This is a genomic window from Pseudomonas sp. ATCC 43928 (assembly GCF_005938665.2).
Taxonomy (GTDB): Bacteria; Pseudomonadota; Gammaproteobacteria; order Pseudomonadales; family Pseudomonadaceae; genus Aquipseudomonas.
This window is the reverse complement of sequence record NZ_CP041753.1, coordinates 1,011,417-1,034,726: the sequence shown is the minus strand read 5'-3', so window position 1 is coordinate 1,034,726 and position 23,310 is coordinate 1,011,417. Positions and strand designations below refer to the sequence as shown.

Genomic DNA, 23,310 nt, shown 5'->3' with positions numbered 1-23,310 from the left:
CATGAATTTTTCTTCACCCCACCGCCCCCCCTCCAACCTGTACATTCCCCCTCGCTCATTCAAGAAACTACGGTTTGCCCGCCCTCCCGCGGGCTTTTTTTTGCCTGCGATCTGGTTAGCGGTCGGTTCCAGTGACTGCTCCCACCATCATTTCAACCGATACAGATACGTAACCTGCGCCTCATGCGGCTGCAAACAAGGCCTCTGATAACACCGTCTGATCAAACCAAACCCGGCCGCTTCGGCCAGCCGCTGGCTCGCCACATTGGCCGATGCGATGGTCAGGTAAAACGTGAAACCGGGCATGCTTTTGATCAACGCTTCAAGCGCCGTGCGCATATAGCCTTTGCCCGAATACTCGGTATTGACCCAGTAGCCGACCACATACCGGTTACGGCGCCGGGGCTTCAAGCCAATGCAGCCGATGATCGCGCGCGCGGTATCGTCGACGATAAACAGCCGCCGCTCACCGGTTTCGCTTTTGAATTCATCGACTGCCCGCGCGAGGAACGATCGGGCCTCGTCCTCGGTGGTGTAGGGTTTGGCCCAGGGCAGAAATTCGCAGTGGACTGTAAAACTGGCATTCAGCGCATGCTGCAACGCTTTACACCATCCGGGGTCGGGGGCGCTCAATCTCAATGTGTGAATACCAACGGTCAGCGCAAGCTCCATTGCATCATCCTTAACTACCAACTCCATGACGTCAGACAATAACAGCGCCTGGAAGGACGCTGCTACTCAGATCGCCCCCCGTTAGTGCTGCCCCAACGTCACCCGTCACCTCTCGCTGGCCGTTCATGTTTCGTTAAGCATTCAACTCGTATGCTTGGGGTTCCCGGTCCCCTGCTCGGTTAGCCAGAAACTCATGTCACGCCCCGTCTCTTCACTGTTTCTACTCGCCGCTCTGCTGTTTTTCTTCGCCCTAAGCAATCACCAATTACAAGGTTCCACGGAGGCCCGGGTCGCCGGAATTGCCATGGAGATGCACCTGGATAACGACTGGGTGACCCCGCATTTGTTCGGCGAGCCATTTCTTGAGAAACCGCCCTTGAGCTTGTGGCTCGACGCCGGGGCGATTCGCGCATTCGGCGGTACGCCGTGGGCGGTGCGGCTCGCGTCGGCGTTTGCCGGGTTGTTCAGCGTGATGTTGCTGTATGCGATGCTGCGGCGGTTCGACCGGCCCAAGGTCATTGCCTGGACGGCGGGGATTTTGCTGGCGACCATGGCCAGTTACTGGAGCAACACGCGCAGCGTCGGCGAAGACGCGTTGCTGGCCTTCGGCGTGAGCATGGCGCTGCTGGCATTTTTTCAGGGGACACGGTATTCGACTGTCGGCAACGCCCTGCTTTTTGCATCAGGGATCGCCATCGCGACCTTGAGCAAAGGCGTACTGGGGCTGGCGATGCCGGGGGTGGTGATCTTCGCGTATCTGCTGACCGAAACCTTGATGGACAAGCGCCTGAAGCCCTCGGACTGGCTGCGCCCCGGCCTGTTGACACTGTTGGGATTGGTGCCGCTGATGATCTGGCTCGCGGTGCTGTATCAACGCGATGGTGCGCATGCCGTGGGGGAAGTGTTGCTGACCAATAGTGTCGGGCGCTTCAGCGGCTCCTTCGTCGAGGCCGGCCATTACGAACCGTTCTACTACTACCTGGCCAAACTGCCGGAGACCTTCGCGCCCTGGAACATTCTGGTGTACCTGGGGCTGTGGCACTTTCGCAAAAGCCTGATGGCCAATCGTTACCTGTTGTTCTTCACGGTGTGGCTGCTGGCGCAGTTCGTCATGCTGACCCTGGCGTCGAGCAAACGCACGGTGTACCTGATGTCCATGACGCCTGCAGCGGCGGTGATTGCCGCGGAATATGCGAGCGTGCTGTTCGAGCGACTTCAGGCCTACTCCGGTGCATCGACCTTGCCGGGGCTGATTGTCCGGCATCGTCGCGGTATAGGGGTTGGCGTACTGGCCGTGGTGATTGGCAGCTACCTCGCTGCCGCACAATGGGTATTGCCTCACGCTGATCGCACGCTGTCCTTCCTGCCGCTGACTGAACAGATTCAGGCATTCCAGGCCAGCGGGCAGCAGGTCGCATTGTTTCAAGCCAACGAGCGGGTGGGCGGCGCCAGCGTGTTCTACACCCGACGCGTACTCAAAGGCCTGGATACCGAGGCGCAATTGCATGAGTTTCTGAGCGCCTCACCGGCTAATGTGGCACTCATGTCTGGTGTAAATGAACCCGCCGCGCCCTTAAAGGTGATCAAGACAATGATGGTGGGGCGTCAGGCTTACTACTTTGTAACCCTGTAAACGGCTCAGCGACGGGTAGCTCAGCCTTTTGCAGCACCGGCAGCTCCAGTCGCGCCCGCCCATAGAACGCCAATGCCGTCAGTAAACACGTCAGCCACACGAAGATCCCGGCCCAAAAGGTGTGGGACATGTAGTGCCAGCCTTGCAGGACCCGTGTCGTGCCGTAGACGAAACCGAGCAGCAGCGAGCCGTACATCATCGCTTTAGCGTACCGCCAGCGGTAGCGGCGAGCCACGAAGTACAGCGCGAGCATGGTGAAGCCGCCCGACGCATGCCCACCCGGCCAGCAGCGACCGTCACCGGCTTCTTTCAGCAGGTCAAAATTCTGGTACCACTCCTTGTGCTCGATTTTCCCGGCGTACTGAGTGGTTTCAACCGGGCAATACACACTGGTGTGGCTCTTGAGGTAGTGGATAACGCCGGTGCTGATGGAAAACGCGAACACCACATACAGGAAGTCCCGGCGGTGTTTACTGGCGAACCGAAGCACAGGCGCGACTTTGATTTTTTCCAGGAAGGCGATGATCTTCGAATGTTTTTCAGCCTTCAGTCGCGGCCAGAGAAATGACAGCAAGGCGCCGATGATCGCAATCTCACCCGTCCAGTTCGGGATGATCCGCGCCCATTTATGGGTGATCTGCTCGAACAGACGGACATGCTCCAACGGAAACACCTGGGTAACCGGGTCATAAAAAAGATCGCTGAAAGCGATGTCGATTTTGGTCATGTCAAACATCAGGAACACCGCGACCGCGCAGGCCAGCGGAATACCAAAGTTCACCCAGTAAAAGCGGTAACGGGAAGAAGTCAGCATCGTACGTCCAGATCCAGAGTGATGAAGAAGAAGCTCATTCGGTGGTCACCGAGTGCCAGTCAGAGGCCTCGATGGAACCAAGCATACGAGGTTCCTGAGGTTTTTCAGCGGAGATAAACAGAGAAGCGCCGTAGCCTAGAGTAGCAGTCGGCAGCTTGAGCTCTTTTTCGAGTTCCGCCATGCACTCGCTGTGGGTCACCAGAATCAGGTTGCGCCCCGCCACTTTGTGCGCCAGAGCATCACGTAACATACTGCCCCGGCAGTTGATCAACCAGTCTTCGCCGACGCCAACCTTGTTGAACATATAACTGGAGGTCTGTGCCGCACGGATGATCGGACTGTTATAGATATCGGTCTTGTTCAGGCCCAGACGTTCAAACTGCGCACCGACCCCCACTGCCACACTGCGCGAGCGATCTGTAATGCCATCATTGCCAATCAGACAGGGGGCGGTGGAGTGATCGCAACGCTCAACGTGACGCACCAGCACGATCATGTCGCCCTTGGCCCACCCCGCAGCCAGCGCACGGGCACCCGCCACATTGCCATGGGACAGATCGGGCACAGCCGCAGGTCGCAACAGCCACACGGTCAGCGGAATCACCAGCAGCAGTGAGGCCACGATGACCATTGCGTTTCGATAACGGGCCAAACGGCTCAGATCGATCGAGCGTTTTATCCCGAACAGACTCAGTCTCAATTCCACGTTCAGCCGCCTCGCCGGCATGCATCACAATCATACAAAACCGCAAGGGTAGCGAGTCTCGCGTTGGCTGCTGGTGAAACCCATGTGAAAAAAAGCTTAAGAACTGCGTAAAAATCTTGTTACAGAATCCATCCGACAAAATCCTTTCAGCTCCCGGGATTGCGGCCGATACATACCTGCTACACACCTTGCTGGCTCCCAAAAACAAAAATCTTCCAGCCAACCGACGATCGAAAGCGCAACGTTCCTGGAGGAATTTGATGAATAGCTGGTTCGGCAACATCAGCGTGAACTTGAAACTGGGCCTGGGATTCGGCCTGGTCCTGGCACTGACCTGCATTCTCGCCCTGACCGGCTGGACCAGCCTGGGCGGGTTGATTGACCGCAGCAACTGGATGAGCGACATCACTCAGCTCAATGCCGGCCTGACCAAGCTGCGCGTGGTTCGCCTGCAATACATGCTGACCAACGGCGACGAAACCGCCGCACAGAATGTGCAAACCACCCTGGACAGTTTTGTTGCTCAGCAAACCGCCCTGCTGGGCAGCTTCAAAAACCCTGAAAACGTCAAAATGCTCAAAGAGCAGGCCGCGACCATCGCCGCTTATCAGACGTCGCTGAACAAAATGCGCAGCGCCTACCGCACCGGCAACAGCGCCCGCGACGCCATGGGCGCCAACGCCGAAACCGCCAGCAAGCTGATCGACGCAATCAACATCCGCGTACAGCAAATGCCCTTGAGCGATCAGCGCTTCGAACAGTTCCTGGCCATCACTGCCGCCAAGGAAGCGTTCATTCTTGCCCGCTATGAAGTGCGCGGCTACACCGCTAACACCAATGCCGAGACCGAGCAGAAAGCCGTTTCCCAACTGGATGCGGCCATCGCCAGCCTGAAGTCGCTGAACGCGCATTTCGCCGACACACAACAAGACGCGCTGCGTCAGTTGGAAACCGCCCTGAGCAACTACCGCAGTGCCTTGCAAGCCTATAAAGCCGCCAACAGCGATGCGGTGCAGGCGCGTAAGGAAATGACCGATCAGGGCGCCGCCATCGTGACCCTGAGCGATCAGCTGTATCAATTCCAGCTCGACCGCCGTGATGCCGAAAGCGCCCAGGCCCGCACACTTCAATTGATCAGCACCTTGCTGGCGTTGCTGGTGGGCATCATCGCCGCCGTGGTCATCACCCGTCAGATCACCGGTCCGTTGCGCGATACCCTTAAAGTGGTCGAGCGCATCGCCGGTGGTGACTTGTCTCAGGACATCAAGGTCACCCGCCGCGACGAACTCGGCGTGTTGCAGCAAGGCATTGCGCGCATGGGCGTGACCCTGCGGGACTTGATCAGCGGCATCCGCGATGGCGTCACCCAGATCGCCAGCGCCGCCGAAGAGCTGTCGGCCGTGACCGAACAGACCAGCGCCGGTGTGAACAGCCAGAAAGTGGAAACCGATCAGGTCGCCACCGCCATGCACGAAATGACGGCCACCGTGCAGGAAGTCGCGCGCAACGCCGAAGAAGCCTCTCAGGCCGCAGCCGCCGCTGACGGTGAAGCTCGCGAAGGTGACAAAGTGGTCAACGAAGCCATCGCCCAGATCGAGCGCCTGGCCAGCGAAGTGGTGCGTTCCACTGAAGCGATGAGCGTACTGCAGCAGGAAAGCGACAAGATCGGCAGCGTCATGGATGTGATCAAGGCCGTGGCAGAGCAGACCAACCTGCTGGCCCTCAACGCTGCCATCGAAGCGGCCCGTGCCGGTGAGGCTGGTCGTGGTTTTGCGGTGGTGGCTGACGAAGTTCGTGGCCTGGCCCAGCGCACGCAAAAATCCACCGAGGAAATCGAAGGCCTGGTGGCCGGCTTGCAGAACGGCACTCAACAAGTGGCGGCGGTGATGAACAACAGCCGTACCCTGACCGACAGCAGCGTGGCGCTGACTCGCAAGGCCGGCGTATCACTGGAAAACATCACCCGCACGGTGTCCAACATTCAGTCAATGAACCAGCAGATCGCTGCCGCCGCCGAGCAACAAAGCGCCGTGGCCGAAGAGATCAGCCGCAGCATCATCAACGTACGCGACGTGTCCGAACAGACCGCCACCGCCAGCGACGAAACCGCTGCGTCCAGTGTCGAGCTGGCGCGGTTGGGCAATCAGTTGCAGATGATGGTGAGTCACTTCCGGGTTTGATATTCACTTTGCGGTGAATGATAAATCGCCTTCTCGGGCAAGCCTCGCTTCTACAGGTTCAGTGAGTAACCTGTACAAGGAGCGAGGCTTGCCCGCGAAGGCTATCTAACGCTTAAACACTAATCGCATTGGTAAACACCAACCGATTGCCAAACGGATCGGCCACGGTCATGTCCTGACTGCCCCACGGCATCGCCTGGATTTGTGGGTGCGCAAACTTATAGTCCTTGGCCAGCAATTGCTGCTGGAACGCCTCCAGCTCATCGGTCTCGATGCGCAGGGCCGAGCCCGGTGTCGCGTCGCCATGATGTTCGGAGAGGTGCAGCACGCACTCGCCACGGGAGATTTGCAGGTACAGCGGGAGGTTCGCCTCGAAGCGGTGCTGCCAATCAATCTTGAACCCCAGAAACTCGACGTAGAACTCCAAAGCCTTGGTTTCATCGAAAATCCGCAGGATCGGGGTGGTTTTGCCGAAACTCATGGGGTAACTCCCTGACTGAATGAGCCCAGTGTGACTGGGCTGGATGTCAGCGCTTCGGCTTGGTGACGGCTTTCTTTAACTGCAATGTGCCACCATGAGACCTGGATCAAAAGATCGTCCGAACGCGGCCCGAACCTTCGGCAGCTTCTACGAAGGCGCGATCAATGAAACCCTCTACGCAAATCCCCCTCCCGCGCCAGAAATCGCCCTTCCCTTCTGCCGTTCGCCTGCCCGTCGCGGTAACTCCAGACTCCGTTGATCCACACTCCATCAATCCCTTGCGCCGCCCGCTGCGGATCGTTGAAGTCGGCCACATCGCGAATCGTCGCCGGATCGAACAACACCAGATCCGCCCAATACCCTTCACGAATCTCGCCACGTTCCTTCAAGCCAAAGCGTGCCGCCGACAACCCGGTCATCTTGTACACGGCGGTATGCAGCGGAAACAGGCCGACGTCGCGACTGAAATGTCCGAGCACTCGTGGGAACGCGCCCCACAAGCGTGGATGCGGAAACGGGTCTTCCGGCAAACCGTCGGAGCCGATCATCGACAGCGGATGCGCGAGGATGCTTCGTACATCGGCCTCGTCCATGCCGTAATACACCGCCCCCGCCGGTTGCAGTCGGCGGGCGGCTTCGAGCAGCGCAGTGCCCCACTCGGCAGCAATGTCCATTAGATCCCGCCCCCCCATTTCCGGGTGCGGCGTGGACCAGGTGATGGTGATGCGATGGGCGTCGGTGACTTGCTTGAGGTCCAGCGTCGAAGAACTCGCCGCGTAGGGATAACAATCGCAAGCCACCGGGTGGGTTTTCGCGGCGTGTTCGAGGGACGCCAGCAATTGCGGACTACGTCCCCAGTTACCGGCGCCGGCACATTTGAGGTGGGAAATGATCACCGGCGACTGTGCGTGGCGTCCGATGCGGAACGCCTCGTCCATGGCCTCCAGCACCGGTTCGAACTCACTGCGTAAATGGGTGGTGTAGACCGCGCCGAATGCCGTCAACTCTTCGGTCAACTGCATCACCTCATCAGTGGATGCCGAGAAGGCGCTGGCGTAGGCCAAGCCTGTGGATAAACCCAAGGCACCGGCCTCAAGGCTATCGCGCAGTTGCTCGCGCATCGCGCTGATTTCAGCGTCGGTCGCGGTGCGATACAGATCGTCCAGGTGATTGCTGCGCAACGCGGTGTGCCCCACCAGCGCAGCTACGTTCAGCGTGGTATTGGCCGCTTCGACGGCCGCGCGATAGTCGCTGAAGCGCGGATACACGAACGCCGCGGCGGTGCCGAGCAGGTTCATCGGGTCCGGCGGATCACCGCGCAAACTCACCGGCGACGCGCTGATCCCGCAGTTGCCGACAATCACCGTGGTCACACCCTGGCTGAGTTTGGGCAGCATCTGCGGCTGGCGAATCACCACCGTATCGTCGTGGGTATGCACATCGATGAAACCCGGCGCCAACACTCGGCCAGCGGCCTCGATTTCTTCGATGGCGCGAGCGTCGTGCAAATCGCCGATTCGCTCGATGCGGCCATTCAGAATCGCCACGTCAGCGGGGTAACCGGGGGTGTTGCTGCCATCGATAATCAGCGCATTGCGGATCAGCGTGTCGTACATCATGTCAGTCTCCCAGCGGCAAGTGATCGTCGCCGCCGCGGTAGTCGTCCAGGGCCAGTTTGATCCGCCGCAGACGTTCTTGATTGTCTTCAGGACTGGCCAGCGCCAGCTCGGTGGCGAGCACATCGATGGCCAACAACATGCCGTAGCGCGCCGCCGTGGGTTTGTAGATGAAGGAAGTCTCGGCGCTTTGCAGCGGCAACAGCACATCGGCCAATTGCGCCAGCGGCGAGTCGGCGCGGGTGATGGCGAGAATTCGTGCGCCGTAGCTGCGCGCCAGCTCCACCGCTTCGAGCAGTTCGGGCGTGATGCCGGTCAGCGAGCAGGCGATGACCGCGTGTTCGGCGCCAAGGCTGGCGGCGGTGACGCGCATCATCACCGGGTCGTGGCACACCGCAATCGGGTAGCCAAGGCGCACCAGGCGCACTTGCAGTTCATCGCTGCACAGGGTCGAGCAGCCGCCCATGCCGAAGGCGTGAATCATCCGTGCCTTGCCCAACAGTTTCACCGCATCGGCGAAGCGCGACTCATCGAACGCCGCCAGGTGCTGGCGCAAGGTCGACTCGATATCGCCGACGATCTGCCCATAGAACGCCGACTGTTCAGGCGTGCCCGCCGGGTCCAGAAAGCGGCTACCGACGCCGCTGGCCTGGGCCAGTTGCAGGCGCAAATCCCGCAGGTCGCGGCAACCGACTGTGCGGGCGAATCGCGACAGCGTGGCAGTGCTGACTTCCGCCCGCTGCGCCAGCTCATCGAGGCTGGCGGATGCGGCAAATCCTACATCGTCGAGCATCAGCCGAGCGATACGTCCTTCGCCGGCGCTGAAGGATTCCTGACGAGCGCGGATCTGATAGAGGATGTCCATGGCGGATGGCTCCGACTAAAGCAGGTGAGAAAGGCCAACGGTCAGGCCGAAGGCGACCACCGAGATCAGCGTCTCGAGCACTGTCCAGGTCTTGAAGGTCTGGGTGACGGTCATGTTGAAGTATTCCTTGATCAACCAGAAGCCGCCGTCGTTGACGTGGGAAAAGATAACCGACCCCGCCCCCGTCGCCAGCACCAACAGCTCCGGGTGGGGATAACCCAGACCAACGGCCACCGGCGCGACAATCCCTGACGCGGTGGTCATGGCCACGGTGGCAGAACCAGTGGCGATGCGCATCAACGCGGCGAACAGCCACCCCATCAACAGCGGCGACAACTGGAATTCATCGGCCAGGCTGACGATCTGATTGGTGACGCCAGCGTCCACCAGAATCCGGTTCAAGCCACCACCGGCACCGACCAGCAAGGTGATGCTGGCGGTCGGCGCCAGGCATTCATTGGTGAACTTGAGGATCGACTCGCGATTGAAGCCCTGGGCCAGGCCGAGGGTCCAGAAACTCAGCAAGGTCGCCAGCAGCAAGGCGATCACCGAGTTGCCAATGAACAGCAGGAACTGATTGAAACCGCTACCCGGCGTGGAGATCAGGTTGGCCCAGCCGCCGATCAACATCAGCACCACCGGCAACAGAATCGTGGCCATGGTGACACCAAAACCCGGCAGGCTATCGCGCGGTTCACGCTCCAGGAACTGGCGTTCCAGGGGGTTATCGGCCGGCAGTTGAATGCGCGGCACGATGAATTTGGCGTAAAGGGGACCGGCGATAATCGCGGTCGGAATACCGATCAGAATCGCATAGAGCAAGGTCTGCCCCACCGACGCCTGATAGACCTGCACCGCCAGCATCGCCGCCGGGTGTGGCGGTACCAGCGCGTGGACCACCGAAAGCCCCGCAACCATCGGCAAACCGACCATCAGAATCGACACGCCCACCCGCCGCGCCACGGTGAATGCGATGGGCACCAGCAAGACAAAACCAACCTCGAAGAACAGCGGCAGCCCTACAAGAAAGGCGATACACACCATCGCCCAGTGGGCATTTTTCTCGCCGAAACGGTCGATCAAGGTGCGCGCCACCTGCTCCGCACCGCCGGACTCGGCCATCATCTTGCCGAGCATCGTGCCCAGCGCCACCACCAGCGCAATGTGCCCCAGCGTCTTGCCAACCCCGGCCTCATACGCCCCCACCACACCCGACGGCGGCATCCCCGCCAACAGCGCCAGGCCGATAGACACCAGGGTGATCACAATGAAGGGATTGATCCGGTAACGGGCGATCAGAACGATCAGCGCAATGATGGCGATGGCGGCGTAAACCAACAGCCAATAGCCGAAGGAAAGCGTCATGCGGTACTCCTCGAAAGGGTCACGTCGAATGGGTTGTGAAACTCATAAATCATTTCGACGGGCTACTTTCAAACGAAGTGAAAGTAATTTTCGTGGAGGGGTAAGGGATGTCGTGCAGAGGTATGGGAGATCGCAGGTTATGAAAATCGGATAGCGGAATTTTCATCCCTCTGCGTGAGAACAATCAGCGTAGAGGGATGATAGTTCCACTATCGAGGCAGGCTTGACTCTGCTGTATCGAGATCAAGTCATCAGAGATTGCGCGATAGCGCCCTGCGTACGCTATCACTGTTCAGCGCAGGGCTTTCAGTCTCGGCAGGGGATAGCGTCGGTGCAGGACTTTCGGCCTGGAAAGAGATTTCAGCCTGGTCCGAGCTTTCGGCTTGAACAGGGCTTGGCGCCTGTTCGCGACTGGCGACTCGATTGTCCAGGGTCTCGATGTAGGCGTTCAAATCTCTAATCAGCAGTTTCTTGCGCTGGGCGCCCCGATACCACGCGTAGAAAAAATAGCCCGCCGCCGCCAGGAAGCCTAGCCCGGCCGTAGCAAGACCGGCGATGCACAATCCAAGCACGATCAGCACTGTCTTCCAGTTAAAGGGCGACAGCTCCAGTTCGGTATTCAGTGCACTCGCGTCACGCAGCACCCATCGCTTGGACGCTGTGTGGTTCTGCAAAATGGTGTGCAGAGGCGAACCATCCTTTTTCAAGGCACTGATCAAAGAGATTTCCTGACCTGTGCGCAAAGGAATGTCCATGCCGCGCAGCTTTACATCGTGCTCGGTACCGTCCGGGGTTTTGACCCAGATCTCATGATTGATAATTGAAACAGAACTGATGCGCACAGGCGTCACATCACCGTCGTTACCGTTCACCTGAACGCCGCCCGTGGATGTCACACGGGTCTCGCTGATTTTTTCACTGCTCACCACTTCACCGCTCAAGACGGTGAAAGAAACGGTTTTATCGCCATGGGTAAAGTTGTGCATTTCGATTCCTTGATAGACCCACGTCGATCGACGCGCAGGAGAAAGATCCGTATGCAGCGGATGCTACTAAGTAGCCATCACACTGTCCATAATTCGCCACCACTCGTGACACAGAGCACAGGAACGCCCCCCATCGATGTCAGTCGTGATGCTCGCTGGCGCGTTTGAGCAGTTTCTTGCAGCGATCGGACAAGTGCAGCACGCGTAGCTGCTTGCCAGCCTTGGTGTAGCGCTCGCGCAATGTCTTCAACGCGGCGATGGCCGAGTAATCAACGAAGCTCAAGTGGCGACAGTCGACAGTGACCACAGACGGATCATTGGCGGGATCGAACTGGTTGAGAAAAGGCGTCGTCGAGGCGAAGAACAACGTGCCGTGCAGGAGGTAGAGCTTGCTGCCGTCGGCTTCAACGTGACTGTCGGCATACAGCTCGCGAGCGTGTTGCCAGGCAAAGTTGAGCGCCGCAATGATGATCCCGCACAACACAGCGATGGCCAGATCGGTGAACACGGTAATCACCGTGACCGCGATGATCACCAAGACATCGTTCAGCGGCACCTTGTTCAGTACCCGCAATGAAGCCCAGGCGAACGTCTGCTGCGACACCACGAACATCACCCCAACCAATGCGGCCAGCGGAATGCGCTCGATCAGCGGCGAAAGGAACAGCACAAACAGCAGGATCATCCCCCCGGCCACCGCACCGGACAGCCGACCGCGACCGCCGGAGCTGAGGTTGATCACGGTTTGCCCGATCATCGCGCAGCCACCCATGCCGCCGAACACACCAGAAACCATGTTGGCAGCGCCCAAGGCCACGCACTCGCGATCCGGATAACCGCGGCTCTCGGTGATCTCGTCGGTGAGGTTCAGGGTCAGCAGGGTTTCCAGCAAGCCGACCACCGCCATCAATATCGCGTAAGGGACGATGATGCGCAGGGTTTCCGGGCTCCAGGGGATGTCTGGCAGCGCAAAACCCGGCAAGCCACCGGCAATGTGCGCCATGTCGCCCAGGGTGCGGGTCGGCAGGCCGAGCAGGTAAACCGCCAGCCCAACGCCCAGAATCGCCACCAGCGCCGGCGGCACGGCCCGCGTCAGGCGCGGCATCAGGTAAACGATGGCCATCGTCAGCGCCACCAGCCCGATCATCATGTACAGCGGCGCCCCACTCAACCAGGCCTCACCGCTCTTGAAGTGCTCCAACTGGGCCAGCGCAATGACAATCGCCAGACCGTTGACGAAGCCGAGCATCACCGGATGCGGCACCATGCGCACCAGCTTGCCCAGCCTCAACAGACCAAACGCCAACATGATCAGCCCGCCCAGCAGCACCGTCGCCAGCAAGTACTGGACACCGTGCTGCACCACCAGCGCGACGATCACCACCGCCATCGAGCCAGCGGCACCAGACACCATCCCCGGCCGTCCGCCGAAGAGCGCAGTCAGGGTGCAGATGATGAAAGCGCCGTAAAGCCCCATCAATGGATTGAGGTGGGCCACCAGCGCGAAAGCGATACATTCGGGGAGCAGGGCGAAAGAGGTGGTGAGTCCGGCCAGGACATCGGCGCGCAGACGTTTGGGTTTCATGGCTTACCTAAAAATACAGGCGGGAAAAGAGGGACGCGGATGTTACGGAATTGACGGCGGGCGGGCCAGTGAATGGGTGGCCTGCTCGCAATGAACGATCACGCGGTCTGCGAATCAGCCCCTGAAATCGGCAATCGCATAAGCCGCCAATTTGCCCTGGATGAAGTCCAGAAAGCACTGGATCCGTAGGGCCAGTTGCGAGTTGCGGTAGTACACCGCGTTGATGGGTTGGCGATAACCGCTGTTGAACTCCGCCAGCAGCACCTGCAAGCGACCGGCGCGGATGTCGTCGATGGTCATGAAGTGCGACAGGCAGGCAATGCCTTGACCGGCCAGCGCCAGGTGCCTGATCGTCTCGCCACTCGACGCACTGATCGACGCTTGAATCGGCCAGCGGTCACCATGGACATAGCGCAGTGGCCATTGGTTGAGACCTTCATTATGGGTAAAGCCCAGCAGCGTGTGCTCGCTCAAATCCTCGACAGCGCTCGGTACGCCGTGTTGTTCCAGATACGCTGTGCTTGCGACGATGTGCAGCGGGCTGCAACCCAGGGAGCGGGCGTGCAGGGTCGAGTCGGCCAGCGTGCCGATGCGGATGGCGATGTCGGTGCTTTGTTCGAGCAGGTCGATGATCAAATCGTTGCTGTTGAGTTCGAGCTGGATGTCCGGGTAGAGACGGCGGAACTCATCGATGTACGGCACGATGGCGTGCAGCATGAACGGCGACGCGGCGTTGATCCGCAGTCGCCCGGACGGGGTTTGCTGGCGTGAGGACAGACGCTCTTCGAGCTCGTCCATCTGATCGAGAATCAGCTTGGCGTGCTCGAAGAAATATTTGCCCTCTTCGGTCAGGTCCATGCGCCGCGTGGTGCGATTGATCAGCGTGGTATCGAGCTTGGCCTCCAGCCGCGACAGCGTGCGGCTGACCGCCGACGGCGTTTGCCCGACTTGCTCAGCCGCAGCCGAAATCGACCCGCACTCAATCACGCAGACGAAAATCTGCAACTCATCGGATCTGGCTTTCACGTGTGTCCCTTATCGATAGTCCTGCACTGCTTCAGATATCGATAGTAGCCGAGCGTCATGCCTTAAGGCCAAACACCTCGGTCAAGTGCTGCTCATAACGCGCCACATCCGCTTCGATATTCGGGCGCTTCATCACATCGACGCACAAAAAGGTCGGCAGACCGGTCATGCCGAGGAAGGTATTGGCCTTGTGGAACGGCAGGTACACCGCGTCCACGCCCTTGGCTTCGAAGAAGTCGGTCGAGTCGTCGAAGGCTTGCTGCGGGGCGTTCCAGGTCACCGAAAGCATGTACTTTTTACCGTGCAACAAGCCGCCGCTGCCGTACTTCTGCGACGCGTCGGAGCGCGTGCGGCCGTCGCTGGCGTAGAGGCTGCCGTGGCCTGCAGTGAAGACTTCATCGACGTACTTCTTGACCGTCCAGGGCGCGCCCATCCACCAGCCGGGCATCTGATAAATGATCACATCGGCCCAGAGGAACTTGGCGACTTCCTCGGCGACGTCGTAGCCCTCGTCGATGAACGTGGTTTTCACATCCACACCACCGCGATCCAGCACGCTCAACGCTGCTTCATGCAGCGTCGTGTTGTAGCGACCATCGGAGTGGGCAAATTTTTTGCCGCCATTGAGCAACAGGACTTTTTTCATGAGAAATCTCGCAAGGTTGGAATCGATGGCGGCAGCCTAACGATCAGCCTCGCGCGGAATAAGCGCTCCATCCGCAAAATTCATTTGACCTATACGCACGAATCAACAAGCGATTGTTGCCATAAACTTGCGCCGATTCTGACTGTTTAGGAGATTCTGATGAGCGAACTGCAAGGCTTCATCCTGCACGCCAAGACCCGCCCGGAAAAAGCCGAGGCCTTCGAAGCGTTCTTCCGTGCCTATGTCGAACCGAGTCGCGCCGAACCCGGTTGCATCGAGTACCACATGCTGCGCGACAAGCAGGACCCGACGCTGTTTATCTTCTACGAGATCTGGCAATCCCAGGCCCATCTGGACGTGCACTCGAACCTGCCCCATATGAAGCAGTTCCTCGACATGCGCATGGAATATCTGGAGCAGGATTTCGATATCCGCCCGATCGAGATGCTCAGCACATCGTCCGCTAGCCGCTGATCAGCAAGTGGCCGCCGAGCACGCCGAGGCCGATGAAGAACACGCGCTTGAACAACACGGCGCTGATCCGCTGGCGCAGCCATTGCCCCAGCAACATGCCGAGCACCGCCGGGATCAGCGCCAGCAGCGACGCGCTCAACTCGCCACCGCCGAGGGCGCCGCGCCATGACAGGCCGGCGGCCAACGCGAGAGTCGAGACAGTGAACGACAGGCCCAGCGCCTGCACCAGTTCATCCTTGTTCAAGCCCAGTGCTTGCAGATAAGGCACCGCCGGAATCACGAAGACACCGGTGGCCGAGGTGATGACGCCCGTCAGCACACCGCAGAGCGGACCGAGCCAACGCTCGGTGCGACCGCCGACGCGCAAGGTCGGCAGGAACAACCCGCTCAAGGCGTAGATCAACAGCGCCGCCCCCAGCCCCCGTACCACCCAATGTCCACCGGCCATGCCGATCCACACTGTGCCAGCACCAGTGCCGATGAAAATCGCCAGCAGCATCGGCCATAACCGGTTGAGCAACCCGCGCAAATGACCGCCGAAGGCCAGTTGCCAGACGTTGGTCAGCGTCGCGGGAATGATCAACAACGCCGCAGCCTGCGACGGTGCCATAGCCAGGCCGAGCAGGCCCATGGCAATGGTCGGCAGACCAAGGCCGATCACACCTTTGATCATCCCAGCCAGCAGGAAAGTGGCGACAATCAATAAGGACAGGGCCAAGCCCAGATGTTGATAGAACGCGGCAAGTGTATTCATGGGGCTATCGTGGGCCCTGAAGGGTGCCTTGAAAATCTGCCATATACTGAGGCTGCCTCTTGCTCTACAAGAGGCAAATGATCCGGGACACTGTATGCACTTCGACCTCACCGACCTGCGCCTCTACCTGAACATCCTCGACACCGGCAACATCACCGCCGGTGCCGCCCGCAGCCATTTGTCGCTGGCGGCGGCGAGTGCACGAATCCGCGCGATGGAAGCCTCACTGGGCATCGAGTTTCTTGAGCGAGGTCGCCGCGGTGTCAGCCCCACTCCGGCCGGCAAGGCACTGGCGCAGCACGCTCGAGTCCTGCTGCAACAGGCCGAGCGCATGCAGCAGGACCTGGTCGAATACGCCAAAGGCGTCAAAGGCCAAGTGCGGTTGCTGTGCAATACCACTGCGATCACCGAGTACCTGCCGGAATTGCTGGCGGACTTTCTGCGCGACCATCCGAACCTCGACATCGACCTGCAGGAGCTGCCCAGCACACGCATCACCCACGCCTTGCGCCAGGGCGCAGCAGACCTGGGGATCGTGTCCGACGCCGTGGATACCGACGGCCTGCAAACCCGCTATTTCCGCGACGATCCGCTGGTGCTGATCCTACCGCGTGATCACCCCTTGGCCGACACCGGACCGCTAAATTTCAGCGCCACTTTGCACCACGACTACGTCGGCCTGAACGCCAACAGCGCCTTGGCCATTTACCTGGAAGAACAGGCCCTGCACAGCGGCTTGCGGATGCAGGTCCGCATCCGCGCCGATGGTTTCGAGGGCGTGATGCGCATGGTCGCCCGGGGAGCGGGGCTGGCAATCGTGCCCTTGGCGGCGGTCGAACGCTGGTCGGCTGAAACGCCGTTCAAAAGCGTCGTACTGGAAGAGCCGTGGGCTCGCCGCAAACTGTTGCTGTGCGCCCGGGACTTCACCGTACTGCCCCGTTATGCCCAGGCCTTGCTGAGCGCCTTGACTCTGCCCTGAGGGGCAGGTTTTTGCCCGCCGGAAAATCTTTGAGCGTTTGCGCGTTTCTGGACAGCTCGATGTCGAATACAGACAACTGAGCGGAGCATGGGCGCTATAGGGTGCGACTTCAGTTCTTCAGTACCACTTTCTATATTCCAAGGCCCGGAGTCCACATGACCGCACCGATTACCGTTCTTCGCGACACTCACCCGTTGCCCGTACTCGACGCCTGCAAATGGGAAAAGCTCGAAGGCGATCCGCACACCGTCAACCTCAACGCGTACACCAGCGAAGATGGCAGCAAGATCATGGGCACCTGGATCTGCACGCCGGGCAAATGGTATGTGGAATACGTGAAGTGGGAATACTGCCACTTCCAGGAAGGCTACTGCATCATCACCCCGGAAGGCATGGCGCCGATCCACCTGCGCGCCGGTGACATCTTCGTCATCGAACCGGGGATGAAAGGCACATGGGAAGTGGTTGAAACCGTGCGCAAGTATTTCGTGTTTGCCTGATGCAAAAAACCGAGAGACCACCCGACGTGGTCTCTCGGTAAAAAGGCATGCATGAATCCTGTGGCGAGGGAGCTTGCTCCCTCACCACAATCCCCTTATTGGGGTTTGCGATAGCTGTTGATGATCGCCGAGAAGTCCTTGCCTCCTTCCCCACGCAGGCTCATCGCCTGATACAACTGCTGGGCCACCGCGCCGAGCACGACCGGTTGGTGCGCCTGACGTGCCGCCTCAGTGGCCAGCCCCAGATCCTTGAGCATCAGTTCAGCACCGAAACCGCCGGTATAACCGCGCGAGGCCGGCGCCGTTTCGACGATGCCCGGCCACGGGTTGTACATCTCCGAACTCCAGCAACGCCCGGTTGAACTGTTGATGACGCCCGCCAGCACGGTTGTGTCGATACCCAGGGCGCTGCCCAGCGCCATGGCTTCGCTGACACCAACCATGGAAATCCCCAGCAGCAGGTTGTTGCAGATCTTGGCGATTTGCCCGGTGCCGACTTCGCCGCAATGGACGATGTTGCGGCCCATCTGCGCCAGCACCGGTTGCAGAGTGGCGAACAGTTCAGGCGTGGCGCCGACCATGAAGGTCAGCGTCCCGGCCGCTGCACCGCCAGTGCCGCCGGAAACCGGGGCATCGGCCATGGCCACGTCCTGCTTTGCGGCCGCCGCGGCAACATCTCGCGCCGTCTGCGGATCGATGGTGCTGCAATCCACCGCTGGCACGCCTTTGGCGATTCCCGCCAGCACACCGTCTTCACCCAGCCAGACACTGCGCACATGGGCCGCTGCCGGCAACATGGTGATCACCAGTTGCGCGTCTTTCGACGCTTCCTTCGGTGAAGTGCTGATGGTGCCGCCGAGTTGAGCCAGTTCGGCCAGCACGGTTTGATTGAGGTCAAACAGGTTCAGCGAATGGCCGGCCTTGATCAGGTTGCGCGCCATCGGCGCGCCCATGTTGCCGAGACCGATAAAAGCGATTTTCATGTCCGGCTCCTTAGCGCAAGTGGATGGTGGTGTTCACACCGTGGTTGATGCTGTCGTCATCGAACCAACGTGCAGTGACGGTCTTGGTTTGAGTGTAGAACTGCACCACTTGCTTGCCATACGGACCGAGGTCGCCGAGCTTCGAACCACGGGAACCGGTGAAGCTGAAGAACGGTACCGGCACCGGGATCGGGATGTTGATGCCGACCTGGCCAACGTCGATTTCCGACTGGAATTTACGCGCCGCCGCACCGCTCTGGGTGAACAGGCCCGTGCCGTTGCCGAACGGGTTGGCGTTGACCAGGGCGATGGCCTCATCGAGGGTGTCGACTTCCAGCACTACCAGCACCGGGCCGAAAATTTCCTGGGTGTAGATCTGCATCTCAGGGGTTACGCCAGAGAACAGGGTCGGGCCGACAAAGTTGCCCTGCTCGTAGCCCGGAACAGTGATGTCGCGACCGTCCAGCTCCAGCTTGGCGCCTTCCTTGATCCCGCTTTCGATCAGCTCGAGAATCCGTGCCTTGGCCCGCTTGGAAATCACCGGGCCAACATCAGTGCCTGGCTCGCTGCCGGCATTGACCTTGAGTTTCTGCGCCAGCGCCTTGAGATCCGGCAGCCATTGTTTGGCCGCGCCCACCAGCACCACCACCGAGGTGGCCATGCAGCGTTGCCCGGCCGCACCGAAACCGGCGCCGACCAGTGCATTAAGCGCTTGCTCGCGGTTGGCATCGGGCAGCACAACGGCGTGGTTCTTGGCCCCCATCATCGATTGCACGCGCTTGCCGTGTTTACCGGCCAGCTCGTAGACATGCGTGCCGACCGCGGTCGAACCGACGAACGAAACAGCCTTGATGTCCTTGTGGGTGCAAAGCGCATCGACCACATCCTTGCCACCATGAACGACGTTGAGCACACCCGGCGGAATGCCGGCTTCAATCGCCAGCTCCACCAACAGCATGGTCGACATCGGATCCTGCTCGGAAGGCTTGAGCACGAAGGTGTTGCCGCAGGCGATGGCCATCGGGAACATCCACAGCGGAATCATCGCCGGGAAGTTGAACGGGGTAATGCCGGCGCAGACGCCGATCGGCTGACGCAGGGTGTAGGTGTCAACACCGCCTGCGACGTTCTCGGCGAACTCGCCCATTTGCAGGCTGCCAATGGAGCAGGCGTGCTCGACCACTTCCAGGCCACGGAAGATATCGCCCTCAGCGTCGGCGATGGTTTTACCCTGCTCATTGCTGAGCACTACGGCAATACGCTTGGAGTGCTCGCGAATCAGCGCCTGAAGCTTGAGCATGATGCGCATCCGCGCGCCGACTGGCGTCAGCTTCCAGGTCTGAAAGGCGCGATGAGCGGCGCTGATGGCGGCATCGACTTCAGCAGCGGTCGCGAAAGGGACTTTGGCCAGCACTTGCTGGGTCGCCGGATTGACGATGTCGTGCCATTCGGTGGTCTGGGATTCGACCCACTCGCCATCGATCAATAACTTGACCTTTTGTACGGTGGTTTCTAGCGATGCGTTCATGTCGGGTCTCCGGGACGTTGTTCTTATTTAGAGAGCTATCTTGGGAGCCAAGGCGAGAAAGTCGCCTTGAGATGAGGCGTGTGTCGCGATTTGGTTGTCGGACTGTTTTTGGAGTATAGATGTGCAAACTTCTAATAAGAACGCACATAAAAGCCGGTCCATCATGCAAAAAAACATCACGTCTTTAGGCTCGTTGAACTGGGATGACCTCAAATTTTTCCTTGAGGTTGCCCGTACTCGCAAGGCCAGCACTGCGGCCAAGCGTTTGGCGGTGGACTACACCACTGTGTCGCGACGCATCAGTTCGCTGGAGGCCTCGTTGGGTACGCTGTTGTTCGAGAAGTCCCGCACCAGCGGCTTCGTCCTGACCGCTGAAGGCCAGCGTCTGCTGGGTTACGCCGAATCGATCGAAAGCACTCTGCACATGGCTTGCGAGCAGGTCTCGGGCTCAGGCGTCGCGTTGTCCGGGCATGTGCGCATGGGCTGTACCGAAGGGTTCGGCAGCTTTTTCATCACCCCGCAGCTGAGCCATTTCGTCGACGCCTACCCGGCGATCTCGGTGGACATCCTGCCGCTCCCGCACTTCATCAGCCTGTCCAAGCGCGAGGCAGACATCGTCATTGCGCTGGAGCGGCCGGAACACGGCCCTTATGTCTGCTGCAAACTCTGTGACTATCGATTGCAGCTGTACGCGACCCAGGATTATCTGGACAAGCACTCACCGATCCGCCGCCCGGCAGATTTGAGCAAGCATCAATTCATCAGTTATGTGGACGATCTGGCGTTCAGCTCGGAGCTGCTGTACCTGGCGAATGTGCTGCCCGGTGCCAGTGCCAATCTGCGCAGCACCAGTGTGATCGCGCAGTTCGTGGCGGCGCAGCAAGGACGGTCACTGGCGATTCTGCCGTGCTTTTTAGCGGCTCAGGATCCGCGATTGCTGCCGGTGTTACCACAAGAGATCACCATCACCCGGCAGTTCTGGATGTACTGCCGGGAGGACCTGCGCAAGCTCAAGCGGATTACCTTGTTGTGGGATTACATCCGTACCGTCACCGAGCAGAATCAGGCGCTGTTGATGGGGGAAAGTCGGGAGATGGTGTTCGCCGATTAATCGGCACTCACCACGATCGACACCCGGCGGTTCTCGGTGCGCCCGGCCGCGGTGGCGTTGGAGGCGACGGGCTTGCTGCTGCCCAGGCCGCGTAGCTGGATGTTTTGTTCTTTCATGCCGACAGCGGCCAATACCGCTTCAACGCTTTTCGCGCGACGCAGGGAAAGTTGTTCGTTATAGGATTCCTCGCCCGAGGCATCGGTATGGCCGTCAATCCTCACCCGCTCGATTCCCACGCCCAACAACGCCTTGCCAATGCGTTCGACGATCTGGGTACTGGCGGGGTTGAGGTGTTCGACATCGCTACCGAACAGCACTTTGCCGGACAGGCCGAAGGCCCAGCCCTCATCCGTCATCTCGAAACCTTGCTGCTTGAGTACAGCGATCTGCGCCGGGGTCAGTCCTCTCTGCGGTGTCGTCTGGCAACCGGTCAATGCCAGCAAGGTCATGAATAAGCTAATCGTAAAAAATCGCAGAGAACGCTGAGTGAATGTGAACACAAAAATTAGCTCCTGGTTTGAAGATGGACGACAGAGTGCTCCGACCCTGCCGTGTGGTGAGCGCCTCGGGAAAGGCGTTTGGCCTGATACATCGCGGCATCTGCAGCATCGAGCAGCGCACCGGGCGTAAGCCCATGATCCGGGTACACGGCGATGCCGATGCTGAGTGAAGTCAACACCTGGGTACCGCCCGGCAACAGGATTGGCGCGTCCATACTGGCAATGATTTTGTCGGCAATCCGTTCGGCGTCTTCTATCTTGTGCAGCGGCGTCAACAGCACGGCAAACTCATCGCCGCCCAGACGCGCAACCAGATCCTCTTCACGCAACTGCGCACGAACCCGGGTCGCCACGGCGATCAGAACCGCATCACCGGCAGCGTGACCGAAGTTGTCGTTGATCTCCTTGAACCGGTCGCTGTCGAGAAACAGTACGGCCACTCCCTCATCCAGCTTGCCCGCATTGCGCAAGGCGCGCATCAGGCGGCCTTCGAAAAACGCCCGATTCGGCAACCCGGTAAGGCTGTCATGGCTGGCCTGGTGGGCCAGGGTTTCGTTTTCGCTTTGCAGATGGGTCTGCCAGGACTCGAGCTCGTCGAGCAAAGCATTGAAGTCGTTGCCCAGGTTGTCGAGTTCGGCAATGTCGGCGGGCGGTACGCGCCGGTCGAAAGCACGCTCGCTACGGGCGGCGTGAGCCACGGCAGCCAGGCTGCGCAACGGGCCAGTGATTCCTCGCAATTGCCGACGCGCCAGATAAAGCGCTACCCAGGCACTGACAGCGGTACACAAGACGATTCCCACCAGACCGCTGAGCAAAAAGCGCATCAGGCTGCCGCCGTGACCGATGAGCAAGATGCTGCCGATTTCCCGACCTTGATGAGTGATCGGCATGCTGATGGGTTTTTCCAGAATCGTTCGGGCGATCTGCATTTCAAGATCGGAGAGCCACCCCGTTTCCGGTCGTTGCCAACGTGCGAGCAACTCGCCTTGCTCGTCCATCACTTGCGCATCAGCCACTTCTTCAGTGGAGGCGATCAATGCCAGCGCTTCGGTGGCGGCGGCCTTGTCGTTGAACACCACCGCGGCTTCCACGGTGTAGTTGATCGAACGGGCAATCAGATGCAGGTTGTGATCGGCATAGACCCGCAAAGCCAGAACACCCAGCAGGGTCAGTGAAACACTGGCCATGGCCACACCCACCAGGGCGACGATCAAATGTCCACGGCCGATAACCGACCCCAGGGTCGGGCGTATGCGAGGTTTGAATAGACTCATGGCGCCGCCGGCTTGCGGCGCGACAGTTGCAGCACACTGGGGTGAATGCGTACACCGCTGCGGGCGACCGAGTCGAGGTTGACCTCGAAGGACACCTGCTCATCACCGACCCGCAGACAGAACAGACTGCCGACAGTGCATTGATCGCCGCCTTCGCTGATGCTCACCACCGGGCGTCCCGTCAACGAGGCGAATAGCCGACTGCGTTCATCGCCGGTCAGCTTGCCGATGTACACCGCATCGCATTCACTGGCGATGACCGGATTATCGGCCAGCAACCGTCGTACAGTAACCGGTCGACCCGTGGCTTGTGTGGTGCCTTTGACCAGGTCGTCGGTGTATTCAGTGGGGCCGACCACGCACAGGCGCAGTTGTTGGGGCTCAACAGGCCATCGGGCATAACTGAGGATCCCGAGTACTACCTGAGTGACCGACCTGGCACGTTGGTCGGCTTTGCTCACGATAGTTTCCGACTCAGCACAGGCAACGCCCGTCAACAAACAGAGGAGGCCGGCAAGCAGCACTTGTTTGCAGCCAACGACGCGCCCTGTCGCCCAGACAGCCAACTTCATGCAGGAATTCTCTACGATCGCAACAAAATGATGCCGCAACGATAGCACAGCACCGAAACA

The 23,310-nt window shown here is 59.8% G+C and carries 23 protein-coding genes; 6 read left to right on the top strand and 17 right to left on the bottom strand.

Annotated features, from left to right (window positions below; translation table 11 throughout):
- Positions 1-147: 147 nt before the first annotated feature.
- Positions 148-672: a GNAT family N-acetyltransferase gene (locus FFH90_RS04620; RefSeq protein WP_138866750.1), complete on the bottom strand. Its 525-nt coding sequence runs from the start codon at positions 670-672 to the stop codon at positions 148-150.
- Between the two features lie 193 nt (positions 673-865).
- Between FFH90_RS04620 and FFH90_RS04615 the strand changes: the two genes are divergently transcribed.
- Positions 866-2,305 carry a glycosyltransferase family 39 protein gene (locus FFH90_RS04615; RefSeq protein WP_138866749.1) on the top strand — a complete coding sequence of 480 codons (1,440 nt, stop codon included), beginning with the start codon at positions 866-868 and terminating at the stop codon, positions 2,303-2,305.
- On the opposite strand, the gene FFH90_RS04610 is transcribed toward FFH90_RS04615, so the two are convergent.
- Entirely contained in the window at positions 2,256-3,119 is an 864-nt protein-coding gene (locus FFH90_RS04610; protein ID WP_064616104.1) for a phosphatase PAP2 family protein, read from the bottom strand. The two genes, FFH90_RS04615 and FFH90_RS04610, sit on opposite strands and share 50 nt — an antisense overlap.
- 34 nt (positions 3,120-3,153) lie before the next feature.
- Entirely contained in the window at positions 3,154-3,825 is a 672-nt protein-coding gene (locus FFH90_RS04605) for a phosphoglycerate kinase (protein WP_026286668.1), read from the bottom strand.
- 260 nt (positions 3,826-4,085) lie between these two features.
- Here FFH90_RS04605 and FFH90_RS04600 point away from each other — a divergent pair, with 260 nt between their 5' ends.
- On the top strand, positions 4,086-6,005 hold the full coding sequence (locus FFH90_RS04600) for a methyl-accepting chemotaxis protein (RefSeq protein ID WP_018929432.1): 1,920 nt from the start codon (positions 4,086-4,088) through the stop codon (positions 6,003-6,005).
- 112 nt (positions 6,006-6,117) lie between these two features.
- Here the strand turns inward: FFH90_RS04600 and FFH90_RS04595 are convergent, their stop codons facing one another.
- The 8 genes from FFH90_RS04595 to FFH90_RS04560 all read right to left on the bottom strand — a co-directional run bounded on the left by FFH90_RS04595 (position 6,118) and on the right by FFH90_RS04560 (position 14,575).
- The gene (locus tag FFH90_RS04595) at positions 6,118-6,486 is read right to left on the bottom strand and encodes a glyoxalase superfamily protein (RefSeq protein WP_138866748.1); all 369 of its coding nucleotides are present in this window, start codon (positions 6,484-6,486) and stop codon (positions 6,118-6,120) included.
- 161 nt (positions 6,487-6,647) lie between these two features.
- A complete protein-coding gene (locus tag FFH90_RS04590; protein WP_138866747.1) occupies positions 6,648-8,105 on the bottom strand; it encodes a D-aminoacylase in 1,458 nt (485 codons plus the stop codon).
- 1 nt (position 8,106) lies between these two features.
- Positions 8,107-8,967 (bottom strand): MurR/RpiR family transcriptional regulator, encoded by an 861-nt coding sequence (locus FFH90_RS04585; RefSeq protein ID WP_019582627.1) that lies wholly within the window; start codon positions 8,965-8,967, stop codon positions 8,107-8,109.
- A gap of 15 nt (positions 8,968-8,982) precedes the next feature.
- Positions 8,983-10,332 carry a gluconate:H+ symporter gene (locus FFH90_RS04580; protein ID WP_064616102.1) on the bottom strand — a complete coding sequence of 450 codons (1,350 nt, stop codon included), beginning with the start codon at positions 10,330-10,332 and terminating at the stop codon, positions 8,983-8,985.
- A 251-nt stretch (positions 10,333-10,583) separates the two neighbouring features.
- Positions 10,584-11,318: a hypothetical protein gene (locus tag FFH90_RS04575; protein ID WP_138866746.1), complete on the bottom strand. Its 735-nt coding sequence runs from the start codon at positions 11,316-11,318 to the stop codon at positions 10,584-10,586.
- Positions 11,319-11,457: 139 nt separating this feature from the next.
- Positions 11,458-12,903, bottom strand: a complete 1,446-nt coding sequence (locus tag FFH90_RS04570; protein ID WP_086946398.1) for a SulP family inorganic anion transporter — start codon at positions 12,901-12,903, stop codon at positions 11,458-11,460.
- Positions 12,904-13,017: 114 nt separating this feature from the next.
- Positions 13,018-13,929 carry a LysR family transcriptional regulator gene (locus tag FFH90_RS04565; RefSeq protein WP_018929425.1) on the bottom strand — a complete coding sequence of 304 codons (912 nt, stop codon included), beginning with the start codon at positions 13,927-13,929 and terminating at the stop codon, positions 13,018-13,020.
- Between the two features lie 55 nt (positions 13,930-13,984).
- Positions 13,985-14,575 carry an NAD(P)H-dependent oxidoreductase gene (locus FFH90_RS04560; RefSeq protein ID WP_018929424.1) on the bottom strand — a complete coding sequence of 197 codons (591 nt, stop codon included), beginning with the start codon at positions 14,573-14,575 and terminating at the stop codon, positions 13,985-13,987.
- A 159-nt stretch (positions 14,576-14,734) separates the two neighbouring features.
- On the opposite strand from FFH90_RS04560, the gene FFH90_RS04555 reads away from it, so the two are divergent.
- Positions 14,735-15,049 carry a putative quinol monooxygenase gene (locus FFH90_RS04555; protein ID WP_018929423.1) on the top strand — a complete coding sequence of 105 codons (315 nt, stop codon included), beginning with the start codon at positions 14,735-14,737 and terminating at the stop codon, positions 15,047-15,049.
- Here the strand turns inward: FFH90_RS04555 and FFH90_RS04550 are convergent.
- Positions 15,039-15,803, bottom strand: coding sequence for a sulfite exporter TauE/SafE family protein (locus FFH90_RS04550; RefSeq protein WP_019651020.1), 765 nt, complete (start codon positions 15,801-15,803; stop codon positions 15,039-15,041). The two genes, FFH90_RS04555 and FFH90_RS04550, sit on opposite strands and share 11 nt — an antisense overlap.
- Before the next feature lie 94 nt (positions 15,804-15,897).
- On the opposite strand from FFH90_RS04550, the gene FFH90_RS04545 reads away from it, so the two are divergent.
- Positions 15,898-16,782, top strand: coding sequence for a LysR substrate-binding domain-containing protein (locus tag FFH90_RS04545; protein WP_138866745.1), 885 nt, complete (start codon positions 15,898-15,900; stop codon positions 16,780-16,782).
- Between the two features lie 155 nt (positions 16,783-16,937).
- The gene (locus tag FFH90_RS04540) at positions 16,938-17,282 is read left to right on the top strand and encodes a cupin domain-containing protein (protein ID WP_007900627.1); all 345 of its coding nucleotides are present in this window, start codon (positions 16,938-16,940) and stop codon (positions 17,280-17,282) included.
- A gap of 95 nt (positions 17,283-17,377) precedes the next feature.
- On the opposite strand, the gene mmsB is transcribed toward FFH90_RS04540, so the two are convergent.
- Both mmsB and FFH90_RS04530 read right to left on the bottom strand, forming a co-directional pair.
- Positions 17,378-18,265, bottom strand: a complete 888-nt coding sequence (gene mmsB, locus FFH90_RS04535) for a 3-hydroxyisobutyrate dehydrogenase (protein ID WP_019582621.1) — start codon at positions 18,263-18,265, stop codon at positions 17,378-17,380.
- 10 nt (positions 18,266-18,275) lie between these two features.
- Positions 18,276-19,793, bottom strand: coding sequence for a CoA-acylating methylmalonate-semialdehyde dehydrogenase (locus FFH90_RS04530; protein WP_018929419.1), 1,518 nt, complete (start codon positions 19,791-19,793; stop codon positions 18,276-18,278).
- A 163-nt stretch (positions 19,794-19,956) separates the two neighbouring features.
- On the opposite strand from FFH90_RS04530, the gene FFH90_RS04525 reads away from it, so the two are divergent.
- On the top strand, positions 19,957-20,904 hold the full coding sequence (locus FFH90_RS04525; RefSeq protein WP_018929418.1) for a LysR family transcriptional regulator: 948 nt from the start codon (positions 19,957-19,959) through the stop codon (positions 20,902-20,904).
- Here FFH90_RS04525 and FFH90_RS04520 read toward each other — a convergent pair.
- Genes FFH90_RS04520 through FFH90_RS04510 form a run of 3 tightly spaced genes read right to left on the bottom strand, consistent with a single transcriptional unit; the run spans position 20,901 to position 23,250 of the window.
- Entirely contained in the window at positions 20,901-21,353 is a 453-nt protein-coding gene (locus FFH90_RS04520; RefSeq protein WP_178114239.1) for an OmpA family protein, read from the bottom strand. The genes FFH90_RS04525 and FFH90_RS04520 overlap by 4 nt on opposite strands.
- Positions 21,354-21,409: 56 nt before the next feature.
- Positions 21,410-22,678, bottom strand: coding sequence for a diguanylate cyclase domain-containing protein (locus FFH90_RS04515; RefSeq protein ID WP_138866743.1), 1,269 nt, complete (start codon positions 22,676-22,678; stop codon positions 21,410-21,412).
- Entirely contained in the window at positions 22,675-23,250 is a 576-nt protein-coding gene (locus FFH90_RS04510) for a YfiR family protein (RefSeq protein ID WP_018929415.1), read from the bottom strand. Before FFH90_RS04510 ends, FFH90_RS04515 begins: the two co-directional genes overlap by 4 nt.
- Between the last annotated feature and the right edge of the window lie 60 nt (positions 23,251-23,310).

Bases quoted from the DNA above. Each gene is read 5' to 3' on its own strand.
- FFH90_RS04585 (WP_019582627.1), bottom strand. From the start codon at position 8,967: ATGGACATCCTCTATCAGATCCGCGCTCGTCAGGAATCCTTCAGCGCC.
- FFH90_RS04540 (WP_007900627.1), top strand. From the start codon at position 16,938: ATGACCGCACCGATTACCGTTCTTCGCGACACTCACCCGTTGCCCGTA.
- FFH90_RS04590 (WP_138866747.1), bottom strand. From the start codon at position 8,105: ATGATGTACGACACGCTGATCCGCAATGCGCTGATTATCGATGGCAGC.
- FFH90_RS04530 (WP_018929419.1), bottom strand. From the start codon at position 19,793: ATGAACGCATCGCTAGAAACCACCGTACAAAAGGTCAAGTTATTGATC.
- FFH90_RS04620 (WP_138866750.1), bottom strand. From the start codon at position 672: ATGGAGCTTGCGCTGACCGTTGGTATTCACACATTGAGATTGAGCGCC.
- FFH90_RS04570 (WP_086946398.1), bottom strand. From the start codon at position 12,903: ATGAAACCCAAACGTCTGCGCGCCGATGTCCTGGCCGGACTCACCACC.
- FFH90_RS04610 (WP_064616104.1), bottom strand. From the start codon at position 3,119: ATGCTGACTTCTTCCCGTTACCGCTTTTACTGGGTGAACTTTGGTATT.
- FFH90_RS04580 (WP_064616102.1), bottom strand. From the start codon at position 10,332: ATGACGCTTTCCTTCGGCTATTGGCTGTTGGTTTACGCCGCCATCGCC.
- FFH90_RS04550 (WP_019651020.1), bottom strand. From the start codon at position 15,803: ATGAATACACTTGCCGCGTTCTATCAACATCTGGGCTTGGCCCTGTCC.
- FFH90_RS04600 (WP_018929432.1), top strand. From the start codon at position 4,086: ATGAATAGCTGGTTCGGCAACATCAGCGTGAACTTGAAACTGGGCCTG.
- mmsB (WP_019582621.1), bottom strand. From the start codon at position 18,265: ATGAAAATCGCTTTTATCGGTCTCGGCAACATGGGCGCGCCGATGGCG.
- FFH90_RS04575 (WP_138866746.1), bottom strand. From the start codon at position 11,318: ATGCACAACTTTACCCATGGCGATAAAACCGTTTCTTTCACCGTCTTG.
- FFH90_RS04595 (WP_138866748.1), bottom strand. From the start codon at position 6,486: ATGAGTTTCGGCAAAACCACCCCGATCCTGCGGATTTTCGATGAAACC.
- FFH90_RS04520 (WP_178114239.1), bottom strand. From the start codon at position 21,353: ATGACCTTGCTGGCATTGACCGGTTGCCAGACGACACCGCAGAGAGGA.
- FFH90_RS04515 (WP_138866743.1), bottom strand. From the start codon at position 22,678: ATGAGTCTATTCAAACCTCGCATACGCCCGACCCTGGGGTCGGTTATC.
- FFH90_RS04545 (WP_138866745.1), top strand. From the start codon at position 15,898: ATGCACTTCGACCTCACCGACCTGCGCCTCTACCTGAACATCCTCGAC.
- FFH90_RS04560 (WP_018929424.1), bottom strand. From the start codon at position 14,575: ATGAAAAAAGTCCTGTTGCTCAATGGCGGCAAAAAATTTGCCCACTCC.
- FFH90_RS04615 (WP_138866749.1), top strand. From the start codon at position 866: ATGTCACGCCCCGTCTCTTCACTGTTTCTACTCGCCGCTCTGCTGTTT.
- FFH90_RS04555 (WP_018929423.1), top strand. From the start codon at position 14,735: ATGAGCGAACTGCAAGGCTTCATCCTGCACGCCAAGACCCGCCCGGAA.
- FFH90_RS04510 (WP_018929415.1), bottom strand. From the start codon at position 23,250: ATGAAGTTGGCTGTCTGGGCGACAGGGCGCGTCGTTGGCTGCAAACAA.
- FFH90_RS04525 (WP_018929418.1), top strand. From the start codon at position 19,957: ATGCAAAAAAACATCACGTCTTTAGGCTCGTTGAACTGGGATGACCTC.